The sequence below is a fragment of the Streptomyces luteoverticillatus genome, assembly GCF_003970715.1.
Taxonomy (GTDB): domain Bacteria; phylum Actinomycetota; class Actinomycetes; order Streptomycetales; family Streptomycetaceae; genus Streptomyces; species Streptomyces abikoensis.
The window spans coordinates 3,145,562-3,160,537 of the sequence record NZ_CP034587.1 but is presented as its reverse complement, the minus strand read 5'-3'; the positions used below and the strand labels follow the sequence as shown (position 1 = coordinate 3,160,537).

The window sequence follows — 14,976 nt, the reverse complement described above, 5'->3', positions numbered from 1 at the left end:
GGGCCGGGGCACCGGTGGGACCATGTGTTTTGACCCCAACGGTCGGGTCCCGGTACTCTACGAGTTCGTTATGCGTATTGGCTTGGTCGTTCTCACGCGAAGGGCCCTTACGCTGGTCCGCCGGGCTGATCGCCAGCGGCCTGCACACGGGTTGCGTCCCCGTTGTGCGGCCTGCGCTGTGTGATCTCTCTGGTGGGCTGTGTCAGGACCCACTCACTGAAGAAGCGAAGGCTACGACCGTGCGTACGTTCAGCCCCAAGCCCGGCGATGTCCAGCGCCAGTGGCACATCATCGACGCGCAGGACGTCGTCCTGGGCCGTCTGGCCTCTCAGGCTGCCTCCCTGCTGCGCGGCAAGCACAAGCCTGTGTACGCCCCGCACATGGACATGGGTGACTTCGTCGTCATCATCAACGCCGACAAGGTGCACCTGTCCGGCAACAAGAAGACCCAGAAGATGGCGTACCGCCACTCTGGCTTCCCGGGTGGTCTGCGCTCCGTCCGTTACGACGAGCTGCTCGACAAGAACCCCGAGAAGGCCGTCGAGAAGGCGATCAAGGGCATGCTGCCCAAGAACTCCCTCGGCCGTCAGATGCTCTCGAAGCTGAAGGTCTACTCGGGCTCCGTGCACCCGCACGCCGCCCAGCAGCCGGTTCCGTTCGAGATCGCCCAGGTCAAGCAGGGCTAAGTCCCGGCCACCGCCGAACCAGAAAGTCTGAGGAGAACCAGTGGCTGAGACCACCGCCGAGATGCCGGTCGAGGGCGTCGAGGAGTACACCACCGAGACCGAGGTCGTTGAGTCGGAGTACACCTCCGAGTCCCTCGCGTCCCGCTTCGGCGACCCGCAGCCGGCCGCCGGCCTGGGCCGTCGCAAGAACGCCATCGCCCGCGTCCGGATCGTTCCGGGCACCGGCAAGTGGAAGATCAACGGTCGCACCCTTGAGGACTACTTCCCCAACAAGGTGCACCAGCAGGAAGTCAACGAGCCCTTCAAGGTGCTCGAGCTCGACGGTCGCTACGACGTCATCGCCCGCATCGCGGGTGGCGGCGTCTCCGGTCAGGCCGGTGCCCTGCGCCTCGGCGTGGCCCGCGCGCTGAACGAGGCCGACGTTGACAACAACCGCGGCCCGCTGAAGAAGGCCGGCTTCCTGAAGCGCGACGACCGTGCGGTCGAGCGCAAGAAGGCCGGTCTCAAGAAGGCCCGCAAGGCTCCGCAGTACAGCAAGCGCTAAACAGCGGCTTCGCTGCATTGCTCGAACGCCCCGGCGACACGGTTCCGTGCCGCCGGGGCGTTCGGCCATTGTCGGCCCGGGGCGAAATACGGCGTTGGCGCCATGCGGGCGCCGTAGGCGTAAATACGCCGGATGCGGCGTATATCTGATGACTGGAGGCGCCGCCCCGGTCCAGGACTCGACACCTCAAGCAAGGGGGCTCGTACCGGGCCCCGCACTCCCGCGTTTTTCGGAGGACACCAGTGGGACGACTCTTCGGTACGGACGGTGTGCGCGGCGTCGCCAACGCGGATCTGACGGCCGAGCTCGCGCTCGGTCTGTCGGTGGCGGCGGCGCATGTGCTCGCCGAGGCGGGCACGTTCGAGGGGCATCGCCCGGTGGCGGTGGTCGGCCGTGATCCGCGGGCGTCCGGGGAGTTCCTGGAGGCCGCCGTGGTGGCCGGTCTCGCCAGCGCGGGCGTCGACGTGCTCCGGGTGGGCGTGCTGCCCACGCCGGCCGTCGCCTACCTGACCGGCGCCCTCGGCGCCGACCTCGGTGTGATGCTCTCCGCGAGCCACAACGCGATGCCCGACAACGGCATCAAGTTCTTCGCCCGCGGCGGCCACAAGCTCGCCGACGAGCTCGAGGACCGCATCGAGCGGACCTACCGCGCCCATGCCTCCGGCGAGCCCTGGGACCGGCCCACCGGCGCCGGCGTCGGCCGCGTCAAGGACTACGACCAGGGCTTCGACAACTACGTCGCCCACCTCATCGGCGTCCTCCCCAACCGCCTCGACGGCCTCAAGGTCGTCATCGACGGTGCCCACGGCGCGGCCTCCCGGGTCTCCCCCGAGGCGTTCTCGCGCGCCGGCGCCGAGGTCGTCACCATCGGCACCGAGCCCGACGGCCTCAACATCAACCACGAGTGCGGCTCCACCCACCTGGACAAGCTGCGCGCCGCCGTCGTCGAGCACGGCGCCGCCCTGGGCGTCGCCCACGACGGCGACGCCGACCGCTGCCTGGCCGTGGACCACAAGGGCAACGAGGTCGACGGCGACCAGATCCTCGCCGTCCTGGCCCTGGCGATGCGCGAGGCGGACTCGCTGCGCAAGAACACCGTCGTCGCCACCGTCATGTCCAACCTGGGCTTCAAGCTCGCCATGGAGCGGGAGGGCGTCCAGCTCGTCCAGACCGCCGTCGGCGACCGCTACGTCCTGGAGGAGATGAAGGCCAACGGCTTCGCCCTCGGCGGTGAGCAGTCCGGTCACGTCATCGTCCTGGACCACGCCACGACGGGCGACGGCACCCTCACCGGCCTGATGCTGGCCGCGCGCGTGGCCGCCACCGGCCGCTCGCTGGCCGACCTCGCCGGCGTCATGGAGCGCCTGCCGCAGGTCCTCATCAACGTGCGGAACGTCGACAAGTCCCGCGTGGGCACCTCGCAGGAGCTGGCGGCCGCCGTCAACGCCGCCGAGCGTGAGCTGGGCACGACGGGCCGGGTGCTGCTGCGCTCGTCCGGCACGGAGCCGCTGGTGCGCGTCATGGTCGAGGCCGCGGACCACGAGCAGGCGCGGAAGGTGGCCGAGCACCTGGCCGACGTCGTCAAGACGACGCTGGGCTAGCCGGCCGGGCCTTCGCGAACGCCGGAGGGGGCCGACTTCTGTCGGCCCCCTCCGGCGTTCGCGTCAGAGCTTCCGCAGCGACAGCCGCTGCACCTTGTGGTCCACGCCCTTGCGCAGGATCAGGTTCGCCCGCCCCCGCGTCGGCGCCACGTTCTCCAGCAGGTTCGGCTTGTTGATCGTCCGCCAGTTGCGCCGCGCGTAGTCCAGCGCCTCCTCCTCCGACACCTGGGTGTACCGGCGGAAGTAGGAGTCGGGGTCGTGGAAGGCCGTGGCGCGCAGCTTCTTGAAGCGGTCGTAGTACCAGCGCTCGATGTCCTCCGCGCGCGCGTCCACATAGACGCTGAAGTCGAAGAAGTCGGCCAGGCTCACCCTCGTGCGGCCGTCCTCGCCGGGGCGCGCCGGCTGGAGGACGTTGAGACCCTCGATGATCAGGATGTCCGGGCGGTGCACGGTCAGCCGCTCGTCCGGCACGATGTCGTAGATCAGATGGGAGTAGACGGGCGCCGACACCTCGTCCTTCCCGGCCTTCACATCCGCGACGAAGCGGGTCAGCGCCCGGCGGTCGTAGGACTCGGGGAAACCTTTCCGCGACATCAGGCCCAGCCGCTGGAGCTCGGCGTTGGGCAGCAGGAAGCCGTCCGTCGTGACGAGCTCCACGCGCGGGTGCTCGGGCCAGCGGGCCAGCAGCTCGCGCAGCAGCCGGGCCGTGGTCGACTTGCCGACCGCCACGCTGCCCGCCACGCCTATGACGAACGGCGTGCCGCGCTGCGCCCCCTTCTCGCCCAGGAAGGTGTTGAGGGCGCCGCGCAGGCTGCCCGTGGCGCCCACGTAGAGGTTGAGCAGGCGGGAGAGCGGCAGGTAGATGTCCCGGACCTCGTCCAGGTCGATGACGTCGCCCAGGCCGCGCAACCGCTCGACCTCCTCGGCGGTCAGCGGCAGCGGGGTGTTCTCGCGCAGCGCGCTCCACTCCGTACGGGTGAGGTCGACGAAGGGGGAGGAGTCCGCGCGGCGTCGGTGCCGCGGCTGGTCGGTCGTGGTGGGCACGGGCCCATTGTGCGCGCCGTCGGCGGAGTGATCACCTTCGGGTGGCGGTTCCACGGCGGAGCGTGGCGGTGCCACCAGCGGGCTCCGATCCTGCCGCGAGCGCGTTCCGAGCGCGTTCCGAGCGTGCTCCGACGGTGCTCCGGCCGTGCTCCAAGCGGTGTGGCCCTCGTGGCGGACGGGGACGGTGTGGTGCCAGTGGGTGAAGTTCGCGCTGGGGTCTGTACTTACTCGCGAGTCAGGAATAGCGTCCAGCCCCCTGTCCCTCTCCCCACGCGAGGGGTTCCGTTGTTCGTTCTCCAGCTCGTGCTCCGCCGTGCCAGGAGGGGCGTGCGACGTGTCGTACGGCCCCGCCGTGTCGTCCACGCGCCCGTCGGCGCGCCCACCGCCGGGGCCGTGGCCCCGCGCGACGCCTTCGCCGACCGGGTGCGCGGCGATCTGACCGCCCAGCTGCCGGACGAGGACCTCGGCCAGGACCTCGACGACTGCCTCGACCGGTACGTTCTCGGCAGCAAACCGCGCTGCGAGGAGGTCGAGTATCTGGAGCTGGTCCAGGACGCCATCGACCGGATCGAGCGCGGGCGTTGACCCACGGGGGCTGACACCGGGGCCGTACGCTTCCGTCCATGTGCGGAATCGTTGGCTATGTGGGAGGGCAGTGCGCCCTCGATGTCGTATTGGCGGGGCTGCGGCGGCTGGAGTACCGCGGCTATGACTCGGCCGGGGTGGCGGTCCTGGCCGACGGCGGGCTGGCCTCGGCGAAGAAGGCGGGCAAGCTCGCGAACCTGGAGAAGGAGCTGGCCGACCGCCCCCTCCCCTCCGGCTCGACCGGGATCGGCCACACGCGCTGGGCCACCCACGGCGGCCCCACCGACGCCAACGCCCACCCGCACCTGGACAACGCGGGCCGCGTCGCCGTCGTCCACAACGGCATCATCGAGAACTTCGCGGAGCTCCGGGCCGAACTGGCCGAGCGCGGCCACGACCTCGCCTCCGAGACGGACACCGAGGTCGTCGCCCACCTGCTGGCGGAGGCCTTCTCCTCCTGCGGCGACCTGGCCGAGTCCATGCGCCAGGTCTGCCGCCGGCTGGAGGGCGCCTTCACGCTCGTCGCCGTCCACGCCGACGACCCGGACCTGGTGGTGGGCGCCCGGCGCAACTCCCCGCTCGTGGTGGGCGTCGGCGACGGCGAGAACTTCCTCGCCTCCGACGTCTCCGCCTTCATCGCCCACACCCGGGACGCCATCGAGCTCGGCCAGGACCAGGTCGTCGAGCTGCGCCGCGACGGCGTCGTCGTCACCGACTTCGACGGCGCCCCCGCCGACGAGCAGACCCGCGCCTACCATGTCGACTGGGACGCCTCGGCCGCCGAGAAGGGCGGCTACGACTACTTCATGCTCAAGGAGATCGCCGAGCAGCCGAAGGCCGTCGCCGACACGCTGCTGGGCCGCATCGACGCGGCGGGCTCGCTGACGCTGGACGAGGTCCGCATCCCCGCCTCCGTGCTGCGGGAGGTCGACAAGGTCGTCATCGTCGCGTGCGGCACGGCGTACCACGCGGGGCTCATCGCCAAGTACGCCATCGAGCACTGGACCCGCATCCCCTGCGAGACGGAGCTGGCCAGCGAGTTCCGCTACCGCGACCCGATCCTCGACCCGCGCACGCTCGTCGTCGCCATCAGCCAGTCCGGCGAGACGATGGACACGCTGATGGCCCTGCGGCACGCGCGCGAGCAGGGCGCGAAGGTGCTCGCCATCTGCAACACCAACGGCTCGACGATCCCGAGGGAGTCGGACGCGGTCCTGTACACCCACGCGGGGCCGGAGGTGGCCGTCGCGTCGACGAAGGCCTTCCTGACGCAGCTGGTGGCCTGTTATCTCGTAGCGCTGTATTTGGGCCAGGTCCGGGGCACCAAGTGGGGCGACGAGATCCTCTCCGTGATCCGCGACCTGTCGGAGATCGCGGGGGAGGTGGAGGAGGTCCTGGAGACGATGGAGCCGGTCCGTGAGCTGGCCCGCTCCCTCGCCGACAAGAACACGGTCCTCTTCCTCGGCCGCCACGTGGGCTACCCCGTCGCGCTGGAAGGCGCGCTCAAGCTCAAGGAGCTCGCCTACATGCACGCCGAGGGCTTCGCGGCGGGCGAGCTCAAGCACGGCCCGATCGCGCTGATCGAGCGGGACGTCCCGGTCGTCGTGGTCGTCCCCTCGCCGCGCGGCCGGTCCGTCCTCCACGACAAGATCGTCTCCAATATCCAGGAGATCCGGGCCCGGGGCGCCCGCACGATCGTCATCGCCGAGCGCGGCGACGAGGCCGTGCGCCCCTACGCGGACCACCTGATCGAGATCCCGGCCACGCCGGTGCTGCTCCAGCCGCTCGTCGCGACCGTCCCTCTCCAGGTCTTCGCCTGCGAGCTCGCCACGGCCCGCGGCAACGAGGTCGACCAGCCGCGCAACCTCGCGAAGTCGGTGACCGTCGAATGATCGTGGGAGTCGGGATCGACGTCGCGGAGATCGACCGCTTCGACGCCGCGCTCCAGCGGACGCCCGGAATGGCGGACCGTCTGTTCGTGGAACGCGAGCTGTACCTGCCGAGCGGCGAACGACGCGGCATCGCCTCGCTGGCCGCCCGCTTCGCCGCGAAGGAGGCTTTGGCCAAGGCCCTGGGGGCACCGCCGGGGCTCCTTTGGACCGACGCCGAGATCGTCACGGAGTCGAGCGGCCGGCCTGCTCTTGTCGTCACAGGGACGGTCGCGGCGCGGGCGGAGGCGCTGGGGGTGCGAAGCTGGCACATCTCGCTGAGCCACGACGCGGGGGTGGCCTCGGCGGTGGTGATCGCGGAGCAGTGAAGCTCGCTGCGCGGCCGGATGCGGGTGCCCGTGGCGGGTGCGGTTGGCGGGGTGAGCGGCCCTGGGTGGGCCGCTCACCGCTTCCGCTCGGGGCAGGGGCCGAGGTCAGTCGTTCCAGGTGCGCAGGACGGCCGCTACGGTCGCGGCGGTGGATTCCGGCTTCTTGAGTTCGCTCGCCAGGGCCGTGACCTTCTGCTGGGTGAGCTTCAGCTCGATTCCGGACGCTCCCAGGTAGCCCTGAGCCACGCCGATGGCCACACGCAGGTTCGAACGCTCCAGCCAGGGCAGCCGACCCAGCGTGTGCGCCAAGGCGGCGGCTCGTGCGTAGGCGCCGTTATAGACGTCCTGGCCTGCGAGCACGGCCCGATGCCGCTCGATGGCCGCGATCGGCACGCCGTAGTCCTCGGGTGCCGGGTCTTCCTTGCCGTTGAGGCGGGCGGCGTCAAGGAGCCATGACAGGTCGACGTGCACGGTCACGCAGCGGCTGCCTCGATCTCGTCGATGAGGTCGCCGTAGCCGTCCAGGACCTCCTGGACGCCGGCGAGGAATTTCTCACGGAGCTCTTCGTTGTCCGCCCGGATCAGCTGCTCGACGTACTCGTTCACCGGGATGTGCCGTGTCTCGGCGGCCTGCTTGGCCATCTCGGCGGTGGACTCTTCCAGTCTGAGGTTGACCTGCGTCTTCGCCATACGCGGAAGCTAGCACGTGGTAGCAGGGCGTGCCACGCGTTCCGGCAGGGAGCGTCGGACGCGGCGGAAGCGGGTTGACGGCCGCCTGGGCGGCCCAATCGTCCGTCCAGCCACGAACGTTCGCCATTGCCGTGCCAGTGGGCGGCGATACCGTGCCTGTGTCGTGTCAGAACGGAGCTCTCTATGCCCCCGCACAGTGACGACCACACCGGGAAGAACCTGCAGCTGGCCCGCAGGGTTGCGCCGCAGCAGACGCGTTACCACCCGATCGTCCGGGAGACCTTCGCCGGGCTGGAGTCGGCGAGGCGGCGCATGCCGGACACCTTCAGTAACTACGCGGCGTGGTTGGGGAGGTGACCTACGGCGAGGCGCTGGCCGACGCTGTCAATGACGTCTGATAGTTCCGGCCCTGTGGCGTCGGCAGGCTGTCAGGGGTCAGAGGACCCCCGCGACCGTGCGACCGGTCCGGGGGCGTGGCCAACGCTGTAGAGGAGCGCCGACGATGCGCAACACTAATCGCCGACAGGCCAGTTGGGGGAGAGTCCGTTCCGCCGGCCTCGGGGCGGTGGGGCGATGAGCGGGCTCGGCGGGACGTATCTGCTCTCCGCCCCCGTCGCCAACGTCGTGCGGCACGCGCGCGTGCCCGAGCTCGCCGTGCAGGTGACCGTCGACCCCGAGCGCGTGCTCGTGGCCGTGCGGGACGACGATCCCGGACGGCCCCCGTGGCCCCGGCCGCCCTGCGTGGGCGATGCCTCCGGGCTCGCGCTGCTGCGCCGGCTGGCGCACGCGTCCGGGGTGAGGTGGGTGTGGGACGAGCTCAGGCCCGTCGGCAAGCAGGTGTGGTTCGAGTTGCGGCAGGACGTGCCCCTGCCTGTCTCCGCTGCTGTAGGCAGCGGAAATCCGCGTCCGGCGGCAGTGCGGGCTTAAGGCGAGCGCTGCCTTGTGAGCCCGGCCCGGGCCCGCACCCCCGTGGCGCGTCCGGACCGGGCTCCCCCGTGCTCGTGCTGCGATCTTGGTACCTCAAGTCGGCTTGAGGTCAAGGGTGTCCGCCCTCACACCCGCAGCTCCGGCGGGAATCCCGTCCAGCGCAGCTCCTCCGGCAGATGGCCCATGTCGTTGTGGATCAGTACCGACGCCGGACGGTCCGGGGCGTAGCGGATGACCGTCAGTGACGCGTTGCCCTGGTTCATGCCCATCCAGCGCCAGGCCGGGGCGTCGTGCGCGGCGCGCACCAGCCACGCCACGAGGAAGTTGTGGGTGACCACGAGTTCGTGGCGCGGCTCGGCGCCCTCCACCGGACCCGTGAACTCCGCCAGCGCCTCGCGGGCCAGGGCCGGGCCCCGCCGCAGTTCCTCGTCCGGGTGGCCCGCGAAGCGGCTGAGCAGCGTGTCGGCGAACGCGGGCGGCAGTTCGTCCCGGCGCGGCACGTACGGGAAGTAGTCGCCCGCCGTCTCCGCGCTCCGCAGCGGGACGCCGTCGAGCCGCCCGGCGATCAGTTCGGCCGTCTGCCGGGCGCGGGGCAGGGGGCTGTGGTGGATCACGGAGAGCGGGGCGGCGCGGAGGCGCTCGCCGAGGTGTTCCGCCTGGCGGCGGCCCGCCTCGGTCAGTCCGCTCTCGTCCGGTAGCGCCTCGCCGTGCCGGACGAGGTAGAGGTAGCGCGCGGCCATGGCGGCCATGGGGCCTCCTTGTGACGACATCCGTGGACGACGTCCGTGATCGACTGTTTTCGGCGTGGACGCCGGGACCCCCGCCCCGGGTTCCAGGATGTCCGAGTTGACTCTCCCGCGACGGGAGACACCAAGGTGGCGGGCATGGACGACGACACCACCCGCTACTCCATCGGGGAACTGGCCCGGCTGACCGGCCTGACGGTCAAGACCATCCGGTTCTGGTCCGACACAGGGGTCGTGCCGCCGACCGACCGCACACCCGCCGGCTACCGGCTCTACGGACCGGATGCCCTGGCCCGGCTCGGCCTCGTCCGCACGCTGCGCGAACTCGGCGTCGGGCTCTCCGCCGTCCAGCGCGTGCTGGGGCGGGAGGTCTCCGTGGCGCAGATAGCCGCCGTGCACGCCGACGCCCTGGAGCGGCAGATCCGCACCCTGCGGCTGCACCGGGCCGTGCTGCGAGCCGTGGCCGTACGCGGGTCGACACCCGAGGAGCTGGAGACCATGCACAAACTCGCACAACTGTCGGAGCTTGAACGCCGCCGTCTGATCGACGACTTCATCGACAACGCCTTCGAGGGCGTCGACGTCGGCCCCGACTTCCTGGCCATGCTGCGCGACGCGATGCCGATGCTGCCGGACGACCCCACGCCCGCGCAGGTCGACGCCTGGATCGAGCTGGCCGGGCTCGTCCAGGACGACGGTTTCCGCGCCGCCATGCGCAGGGCGGCGGCCGACCAGGTGCGGGCCCGGGACGAGGCCGGGGAACTCGACCCGCACGCGGGGTGGCAGCTCGCCGAGCTGGTCCGGGTGCGTACGGCGGCGGCCCGGGAGGCCGGGACCGAGCCGGGCTCGCCCGCCGCGCGGCCGGTCGTCGACGAGCTGACGCGCGCCTACGCGGAGCTGGCCGGCCGGGCGGACGGGCCCGCGTTCCGGGCCTGGCTGCTGGAGCGGCTGGAGATCGGTGACGAGTCGGGCTACGAGCGGTACTGGCAGCTCGTCTCCGCGATCAACGGCTGGCCCGAGCCGGCCATGGGCCCCGGCGTGAAGTGGCTGATCGCCGCGTTGCGGGCGTACGACGCGTAGTAAGCACCTCTCAGCGGCTGACGTCCAGCCACACCCGCCGCAGCTCCTCCGCCACGCCCAGCGACGTGATCGGCGCGCTTCCGAGCGCGCGCGCCGCGAGGCCGTGGAGGTACGCGCCCACCGAGGCCGCGTCGCGGGCGTTCATGCCCGCCGCGAGCAGGGAGCCGGTCAGGCCGGCCAGGACGTCGCCGCTGCCGGCGGTGGCCAGCCACGGGGTGCCCGTCGGGTTGACGCGGATCGCTCGGGTGCCGTCGGCGACGAGCGTGGTGGAGCCCTTGAGCAGGGCCGTCGCGCCGAAGCGGTCCGCCAGCGCCCGGACGGCGGACAGGCGGGACGCCTCGACCTCCTCGCGGGAGAGGCCGAGCAGCGCGGCGGCCTCTCCCGCGTGCGGGGTCAGGAGGGTCTCGGCCCGCCGCGCCCGTACGGCCTGGGGGTCCAGCAGGCGCAGGCCGTCGGCGTCGACGAGTACGGGGACGTCGGAGGACAGGACGTCCACCAGGGCCTGGCGCGCCTCGGAGCCGTCCCCGAGGCCCGGGCCGATCACCCAGGCCTGCACGCGGCCGGCCTCCGCCGGGGGGCCCGCCGTCACCAGCGTCTCCGGGAAGCGGGCGATCACGGCGTCGGTGGCCGGGCCCGCGTAGCGCACGGCGCCCGCGCCGCCGCTGAGCGCGCCCGCCACGGCGAGGACGGCCGCGCCCGGATAGCGGGCCGATCCGGCCACGATTCCCACCACGCCGCGCCGGTATTTGTCGCTCTCCGCGCTGGGACGCGGGAGCAGATCGGCCACGTCCGCGTGCTGGAGGGCCTCGACGTCCGGTTCGGACGGCAGCCACGGGCCGAGGCCGATGTCGACCAGGCGCAGCGCGCCCGCGTGCTCGCGGGCGGGGTCGACGAGCAGGCCCGGCTTGTACGTGCCGAAGGTGACGGTGGCGTCGGCGCGCACCGCCGCGCCCGGGGCCTCGCCGGTGTCGGCGTCGACACCGCTGGGGAGGTCCACGGCGACGATCAGGGCGCCCTCGGCCGCCGCGACGAGCTCCTGAGCGGGCTCGCGCGGGGCGCCCTTGCCGCCGATGCCGACGATGCCGTCGACGACGAGGTCGGCGCGGCGGACGGCCCCTACGCCTTCGCCGGCCGTGACCGCGCGGCCGCCCGCGCCGCGGAGCGCGCGCAGGCCGCCGGGGTGGGCGCGGTCCGGGGTGAGCAGTACGGCCGTCACGCCCGCGCCGCGGCGGGCCAGGCGGGCGCCGGCGTAGAGGGCGTCGCCGCCGTTGTCGCCGCTGCCGACGAGGAGGGCGACGCGGGCGCCGTAGACGCGGCGGCCCAGGAGGTCGGCGCAGGCGGCCGCCAGGCCCGCGGCCGCGCGCTGCATGAGCGTGCCTTCCGGGAGCGTTGCCATGAGGGCGCGCTCGGCGGCCCGTACGGTCTCTACGTTGTAGGCGGTCCTCATAGGGGCCAGCCTGCCGCACGGGGCGGGTGCGCGACAGTACGACTGGTCCGGTAGCGGGGGTGCCCTGTTCGGCTGCGGGCCGGTGGTCCGGTTGTGCCCACCCTCCCCCAGCTACCGCTGGGAGGTGCCCCCAGCCCAGCGGAACGATTGCCCACAACCGGCGGAGGTGCGGCCCGCCCCCAGGCCTCGGCCTGAGAGACTGGCTGCGATGAGTGAGACACCGATGCGCGCCCGAGCCGTGGTCGACCTGGCCGCCCTGCGGGCCAACGTACGCGCTCTGCGCGCCCGCGCCCCCCGGGCGCAGCTGATGGCCGTCGTCAAGGCGAACGCCTACGGCCACGGCGCGGTGCCCTGCGCCAGAGCAGCCCGTCAGGCCGGAGCCGAGTGGATCGGCACGGCCACCCCGCACGAGGCGCTCGCCCTGCGCGCCGCCGGTGACACCGGCCGGCTGATGTGCTGGCTGTGGACGCCGGGCGACCCGTGGCGGGAGGCCCTGGAGGCCGACATCGACGTCTCCGTCAGCGGCCTGTGGGCGCTGGAGGAGGTCACCGCCGCCGCCCGCGCGACCGGCCGCGTCGCCCGCGTGCAGCTGAAGATCGACACCGGTCTCGGCCGAAACGGCTGCCAGCCCGGTGACTGGGAGAAGCTCGTCGCCGCCGCGCGCGACGCCGAGACGGCCGGGCTCGTCAAGGTCACCGGCATCTGGTCGCACTTCGCCTGCGCCGACGAGCCGGGCCACCCCTCCATCCGGGCCCAGCTGACCGTCTTCAAGGACGCCATCGCCTACGCGGAGGCCCAGGGCCTGGCCCCCGAGGTCCGGCACATCGCCAACTCCCCGGCCACCCTCACCCTCCCCGAGACCCACTTCGACCTCGTGCGCACCGGCGTCGCGATGTACGGGATATCCCCGAGCCCCGAGCTGGGCACCTCCGAGGAGCTGGGGATCCGGCCGGTGATGACGCTCTCCGCGTCCCTGGCCTCGGTGAAGCGGGTGCCGGGCGGGCACGGCGTCTCGTACGGCCACCTGTACACGACCCCCGGTGAGACGACCCTCGCGCTCGTCCCCGTCGGCTACGCGGACGGCATCCCGCGCTCCGGTTCCGGCACCGGCCCGGTGCTGGTGGGCGGCAAGTGGCGGACGGTGGCCGGGCGGGTCGCGATGGACCAGTTCGTGGTCGACCTGGGCGGCGACAGCGCGGCTCCCGGCGACGAAGCGGTGCTTTTCGGCCCCGGTGACCGGGGCGAGCCGACCGCCGAGGACTGGGCGCGGGCGACCGGAACCATCGCCTATGAAGTCGTCACGCGCATCTCCGCGCGTGTGCCGCGCGTCTATGTCGGGGACAAGGACGTCGAAGACACGGGGGCCTGACATGAGCGAGGGCGGCGGCGACAGTACGGGCACGGTGGCGACGGGGGCCGTGGAGGCCCTGGACGGCGCCGCCTGGCGACGCGGGGCGGGCATCGCGGGGTTCGCTGGCGCGGCCGTCGGGGTCGTCGCCGCCGGAGCCGCGGTCGGGGTCGCCGTGGAACGGCTGACCGTCGGACGCGGCATGCGCCGCAAGGCGCGGCTCGCCCTCGACTCCGCCGGTCCGTACGGGACGCTGCGCGGCACCGCGGGCACGGCCCTCGCCGAGGACGGCACCGAGCTCCACTACGAGGTGGACGAGCCGGAGGCCCCCGGTAAGGGAAAGGGCTTCTTCGGGCGCCGCCCGGAGCCGCCGCTCACCGTCGTTTTCAGCCACGGCTACTGCCTGAGCCAGGATTCCTGGCACTTCCAGCGCGCCGCGCTGCGCGCCGCGGGCGTCCGCGCCGTGTTCTGGGACCAGCGCAGCCACGGCCGCTCCGCGCGCGGCAAGGGCCAGCGCGAGGCTCGCGAACCGGTCAGCATCGACCTGCTCGGCCGCGATCTGAAGGCCGTCGTCGACGCGGCCGCCCCCGAGGGGCCGCTGGTGCTGGTGGGGCACTCGATGGGCGGCATGACCACGATGGCCCTGGCCGCCCACTACCCGGAGCTGATCGCCGAGCGCGTGGTCGGTGCCGCGTTCATCGGGACGTCCTCGGGCCTCATGGGCGAGGTGACGTACGGGCTGCCGCCGGTGGGGATGAACCTGCTGCGGCGGACGGTCCTGCCGGGCGCGTTCAGGCTGATGCTGACCCAGACGGAGCTGGTGGAGAAGGGGCGGCGAGCCGTCGCCGAGCTCATCGGCGGGATCATCAAGCGCTACTCGTTCGGGTCGCGGGACGTCGACCCCGGGGTGGCGCGGTTCGCCGAGCGGCTGATCGAGGCGACGCCGGTGGACGTGGTCGCCGAGTTCTACCCGGCCTTCGCCGAGCACGACAAGGTGGCGGCGCTGGCGGAGTTCGCGGGGCGGCCGGTGCTGGTCCTGGCGGGCGAGAAGGACATGGTCACGCCGAGTGAGCACAGCCGGGTCATCGGCGAGGCGCTGCCGGACGCGGAGCTGGTGATCGTGCCGGGGGCGGGGCATCTGGTGATGCTCGAGGTTCCGGACCTGGTGTCGGGACACGTCCTGCAGCTTGTGGGCAGGCGTTCCGCAGGGCTGGGGGCACCTCCCAGCGGTAGCTGGGGGAGGGTGGGCAACGCCCACCGGGCCGCACCCGAATAGCGACCCGCGCCCCGCACCGGGGTCCGGCGGGGTGGCTGACGCCGTCGTTCCGGCGTTGTGCCCACCCGTTCCGCCCTGCGGAACGATTGCCCACAACGCGGGCGTTACCATCGGCGGATATGAGCACCCTGCATGAGATCCCCGCCGCCGCGCAGCTCACCGTCAAGTCCGCCGAAGACATGCGTGAGTTGGGCCGCCGCCTCGCCGCGCTGCTGCGCCCCGGTGATCTCGTGCTGCTCTCCGGGGAGCTGGGCGCCGGCAAGACGACGCTGACCCGGGGGCTGGGCGAGGGGCTCGGGGTGCGCGGTGCCGTCACGTCCCCGACCTTCGTCATCGCCCGGGTGCACCCGCCGCTGGGCGACGGCCCGGCCCTCGTCCACGTCGACGCCTACCGGCTGTCCGGCGGGCTGGACGAGATGGAGGACCTGGACCTCGACGTCTCGCTGCCCGAGTCGGTGATCGTCGTGGAGTGGGGCGACGGCAAGGTCGAGGAGCTGTCCGAGGACCGGCTGCGCGTCGTGATCGAGCGCGCGGTGGGCGCGGACGCCCCGGCCGAGGGCGACGCCGACGACGTACGCAGCGTGACCGTCACCGGGCTCGGCGCCCGCTGGGCGGGCGTGGATCTGTCGCCGCTGGGGCGGTGAACGGCGCTCGTTCCGACAAGCCGTCGGCAAGATGTTGCGCGCGCGACACCGGGCGTGGTCACATGGAGGGCAGGAGGGTCGGTTAGGTCTACCTAAGTAGAA

17 protein-coding genes are annotated in these 14,976 nt (G+C 72.4%); 12 read left to right on the top strand and 5 right to left on the bottom strand.

Annotated elements, in window-relative coordinates; translation table 11 throughout:
• Positions 1-239 precede the first annotated feature (239 nt).
• The 3 genes from rplM to glmM all read left to right on the top strand — a co-directional run bounded on the left by rplM (position 240) and on the right by glmM (position 2,831).
• The gene (gene rplM / locus EKH77_RS13670) at positions 240-686 is read left to right on the top strand and encodes a 50S ribosomal protein L13 (RefSeq protein WP_126914670.1); all 447 of its coding nucleotides are present in this window, start codon (positions 240-242) and stop codon (positions 684-686) included.
• Between the two features lie 40 nt (positions 687-726).
• The gene (gene rpsI, locus EKH77_RS13665) at positions 727-1,230 is read left to right on the top strand and encodes a 30S ribosomal protein S9 (protein WP_126914669.1); all 504 of its coding nucleotides are present in this window, start codon (positions 727-729) and stop codon (positions 1,228-1,230) included.
• Between the two features lie 242 nt (positions 1,231-1,472).
• The gene (glmM, locus tag EKH77_RS13660) at positions 1,473-2,831 is read left to right on the top strand and encodes a phosphoglucosamine mutase (protein ID WP_126914668.1); all 1,359 of its coding nucleotides are present in this window, start codon (positions 1,473-1,475) and stop codon (positions 2,829-2,831) included.
• Between the two features lie 63 nt (positions 2,832-2,894).
• Here the strand turns inward: glmM and coaA are convergent, their stop codons facing one another.
• Positions 2,895-3,875 (bottom strand): type I pantothenate kinase, encoded by a 981-nt coding sequence (gene coaA, locus EKH77_RS13655; RefSeq protein ID WP_126914667.1) that lies wholly within the window; start codon positions 3,873-3,875, stop codon positions 2,895-2,897.
• 327 nt (positions 3,876-4,202) lie between these two features.
• Here coaA and EKH77_RS13650 point away from each other — a divergent pair, with 327 nt between their 5' ends.
• Genes EKH77_RS13650 through EKH77_RS13640 form a run of 3 tightly spaced genes read left to right on the top strand, consistent with a single transcriptional unit; the run spans position 4,203 to position 6,717 of the window.
• Positions 4,203-4,460, top strand: coding sequence for a hypothetical protein (locus EKH77_RS13650; RefSeq protein WP_397613192.1), 258 nt, complete (start codon positions 4,203-4,205; stop codon positions 4,458-4,460).
• Positions 4,461-4,498: 38 nt separating this feature from the next.
• Complete coding sequence (gene glmS, locus EKH77_RS13645) at positions 4,499-6,352, top strand: glutamine--fructose-6-phosphate transaminase (isomerizing) (protein ID WP_126914666.1); 1,854 nt, start codon at positions 4,499-4,501, stop codon at positions 6,350-6,352.
• Positions 6,349-6,717, top strand: coding sequence for a holo-ACP synthase (locus EKH77_RS13640; RefSeq protein WP_126914665.1), 369 nt, complete (start codon positions 6,349-6,351; stop codon positions 6,715-6,717). Before glmS ends, EKH77_RS13640 begins: the two co-directional genes overlap by 4 nt.
• Positions 6,718-6,822: 105 nt before the next feature.
• On the opposite strand, the gene EKH77_RS13635 is transcribed toward EKH77_RS13640, so the two are convergent.
• Positions 6,823-7,194 (bottom strand): fic family toxin-antitoxin system, toxin component, encoded by a 372-nt coding sequence (locus EKH77_RS13635; protein WP_126914664.1) that lies wholly within the window; start codon positions 7,192-7,194, stop codon positions 6,823-6,825.
• Positions 7,191-7,406, bottom strand: coding sequence for a hypothetical protein (locus EKH77_RS13630; RefSeq protein WP_126914663.1), 216 nt, complete (start codon positions 7,404-7,406; stop codon positions 7,191-7,193). Before EKH77_RS13630 ends, EKH77_RS13635 begins: the two co-directional genes overlap by 4 nt.
• Positions 7,407-7,589: 183 nt before the next feature.
• Between EKH77_RS13630 and EKH77_RS13625 the strand changes: the two genes are divergently transcribed.
• Both EKH77_RS13625 and EKH77_RS13620 read left to right on the top strand, forming a co-directional pair.
• The gene (locus tag EKH77_RS13625; RefSeq protein WP_346429056.1) at positions 7,590-7,763 is read left to right on the top strand and encodes a hypothetical protein; all 174 of its coding nucleotides are present in this window, start codon (positions 7,590-7,592) and stop codon (positions 7,761-7,763) included.
• A 216-nt stretch (positions 7,764-7,979) separates the two neighbouring features.
• Positions 7,980-8,333 carry a hypothetical protein gene (locus EKH77_RS13620; RefSeq protein WP_126914662.1) on the top strand — a complete coding sequence of 118 codons (354 nt, stop codon included), beginning with the start codon at positions 7,980-7,982 and terminating at the stop codon, positions 8,331-8,333.
• Between the two features lie 125 nt (positions 8,334-8,458).
• Here EKH77_RS13620 and EKH77_RS13615 read toward each other — a convergent pair whose 3' ends face one another.
• Positions 8,459-9,082, bottom strand: a complete 624-nt coding sequence (locus EKH77_RS13615; protein WP_126914661.1) for a histidine phosphatase family protein — start codon at positions 9,080-9,082, stop codon at positions 8,459-8,461.
• A 135-nt stretch (positions 9,083-9,217) separates the two neighbouring features.
• On the opposite strand from EKH77_RS13615, the gene EKH77_RS13610 reads away from it, so the two are divergent.
• Positions 9,218-10,159: a MerR family transcriptional regulator gene (locus EKH77_RS13610; RefSeq protein WP_126914660.1), complete on the top strand. Its 942-nt coding sequence runs from the start codon at positions 9,218-9,220 to the stop codon at positions 10,157-10,159.
• A 10-nt stretch (positions 10,160-10,169) separates the two neighbouring features.
• Here EKH77_RS13610 and EKH77_RS13605 read toward each other — a convergent pair whose 3' ends face one another.
• Positions 10,170-11,606 carry an NAD(P)H-hydrate dehydratase gene (locus EKH77_RS13605; protein WP_126914659.1) on the bottom strand — a complete coding sequence of 479 codons (1,437 nt, stop codon included), beginning with the start codon at positions 11,604-11,606 and terminating at the stop codon, positions 10,170-10,172.
• Positions 11,607-11,814: 208 nt separating this feature from the next.
• On the opposite strand from EKH77_RS13605, the gene alr reads away from it, so the two are divergent.
• From alr to tsaE, 3 genes are all read left to right on the top strand, one after another.
• Positions 11,815-12,975 (top strand): alanine racemase, encoded by a 1,161-nt coding sequence (alr, locus tag EKH77_RS13600; RefSeq protein WP_126914658.1) that lies wholly within the window; start codon positions 11,815-11,817, stop codon positions 12,973-12,975.
• A 1-nt stretch (position 12,976) separates the two neighbouring features.
• Positions 12,977-14,230 (top strand): alpha/beta fold hydrolase, encoded by a 1,254-nt coding sequence (locus EKH77_RS13595; protein ID WP_126914657.1) that lies wholly within the window; start codon positions 12,977-12,979, stop codon positions 14,228-14,230.
• 119 nt (positions 14,231-14,349) lie between these two features.
• Positions 14,350-14,874: a tRNA (adenosine(37)-N6)-threonylcarbamoyltransferase complex ATPase subunit type 1 TsaE gene (gene tsaE / locus EKH77_RS13590; protein ID WP_126914656.1), complete on the top strand. Its 525-nt coding sequence runs from the start codon at positions 14,350-14,352 to the stop codon at positions 14,872-14,874.
• The last annotated feature ends 102 nt before the right edge of the window (positions 14,875-14,976 follow it).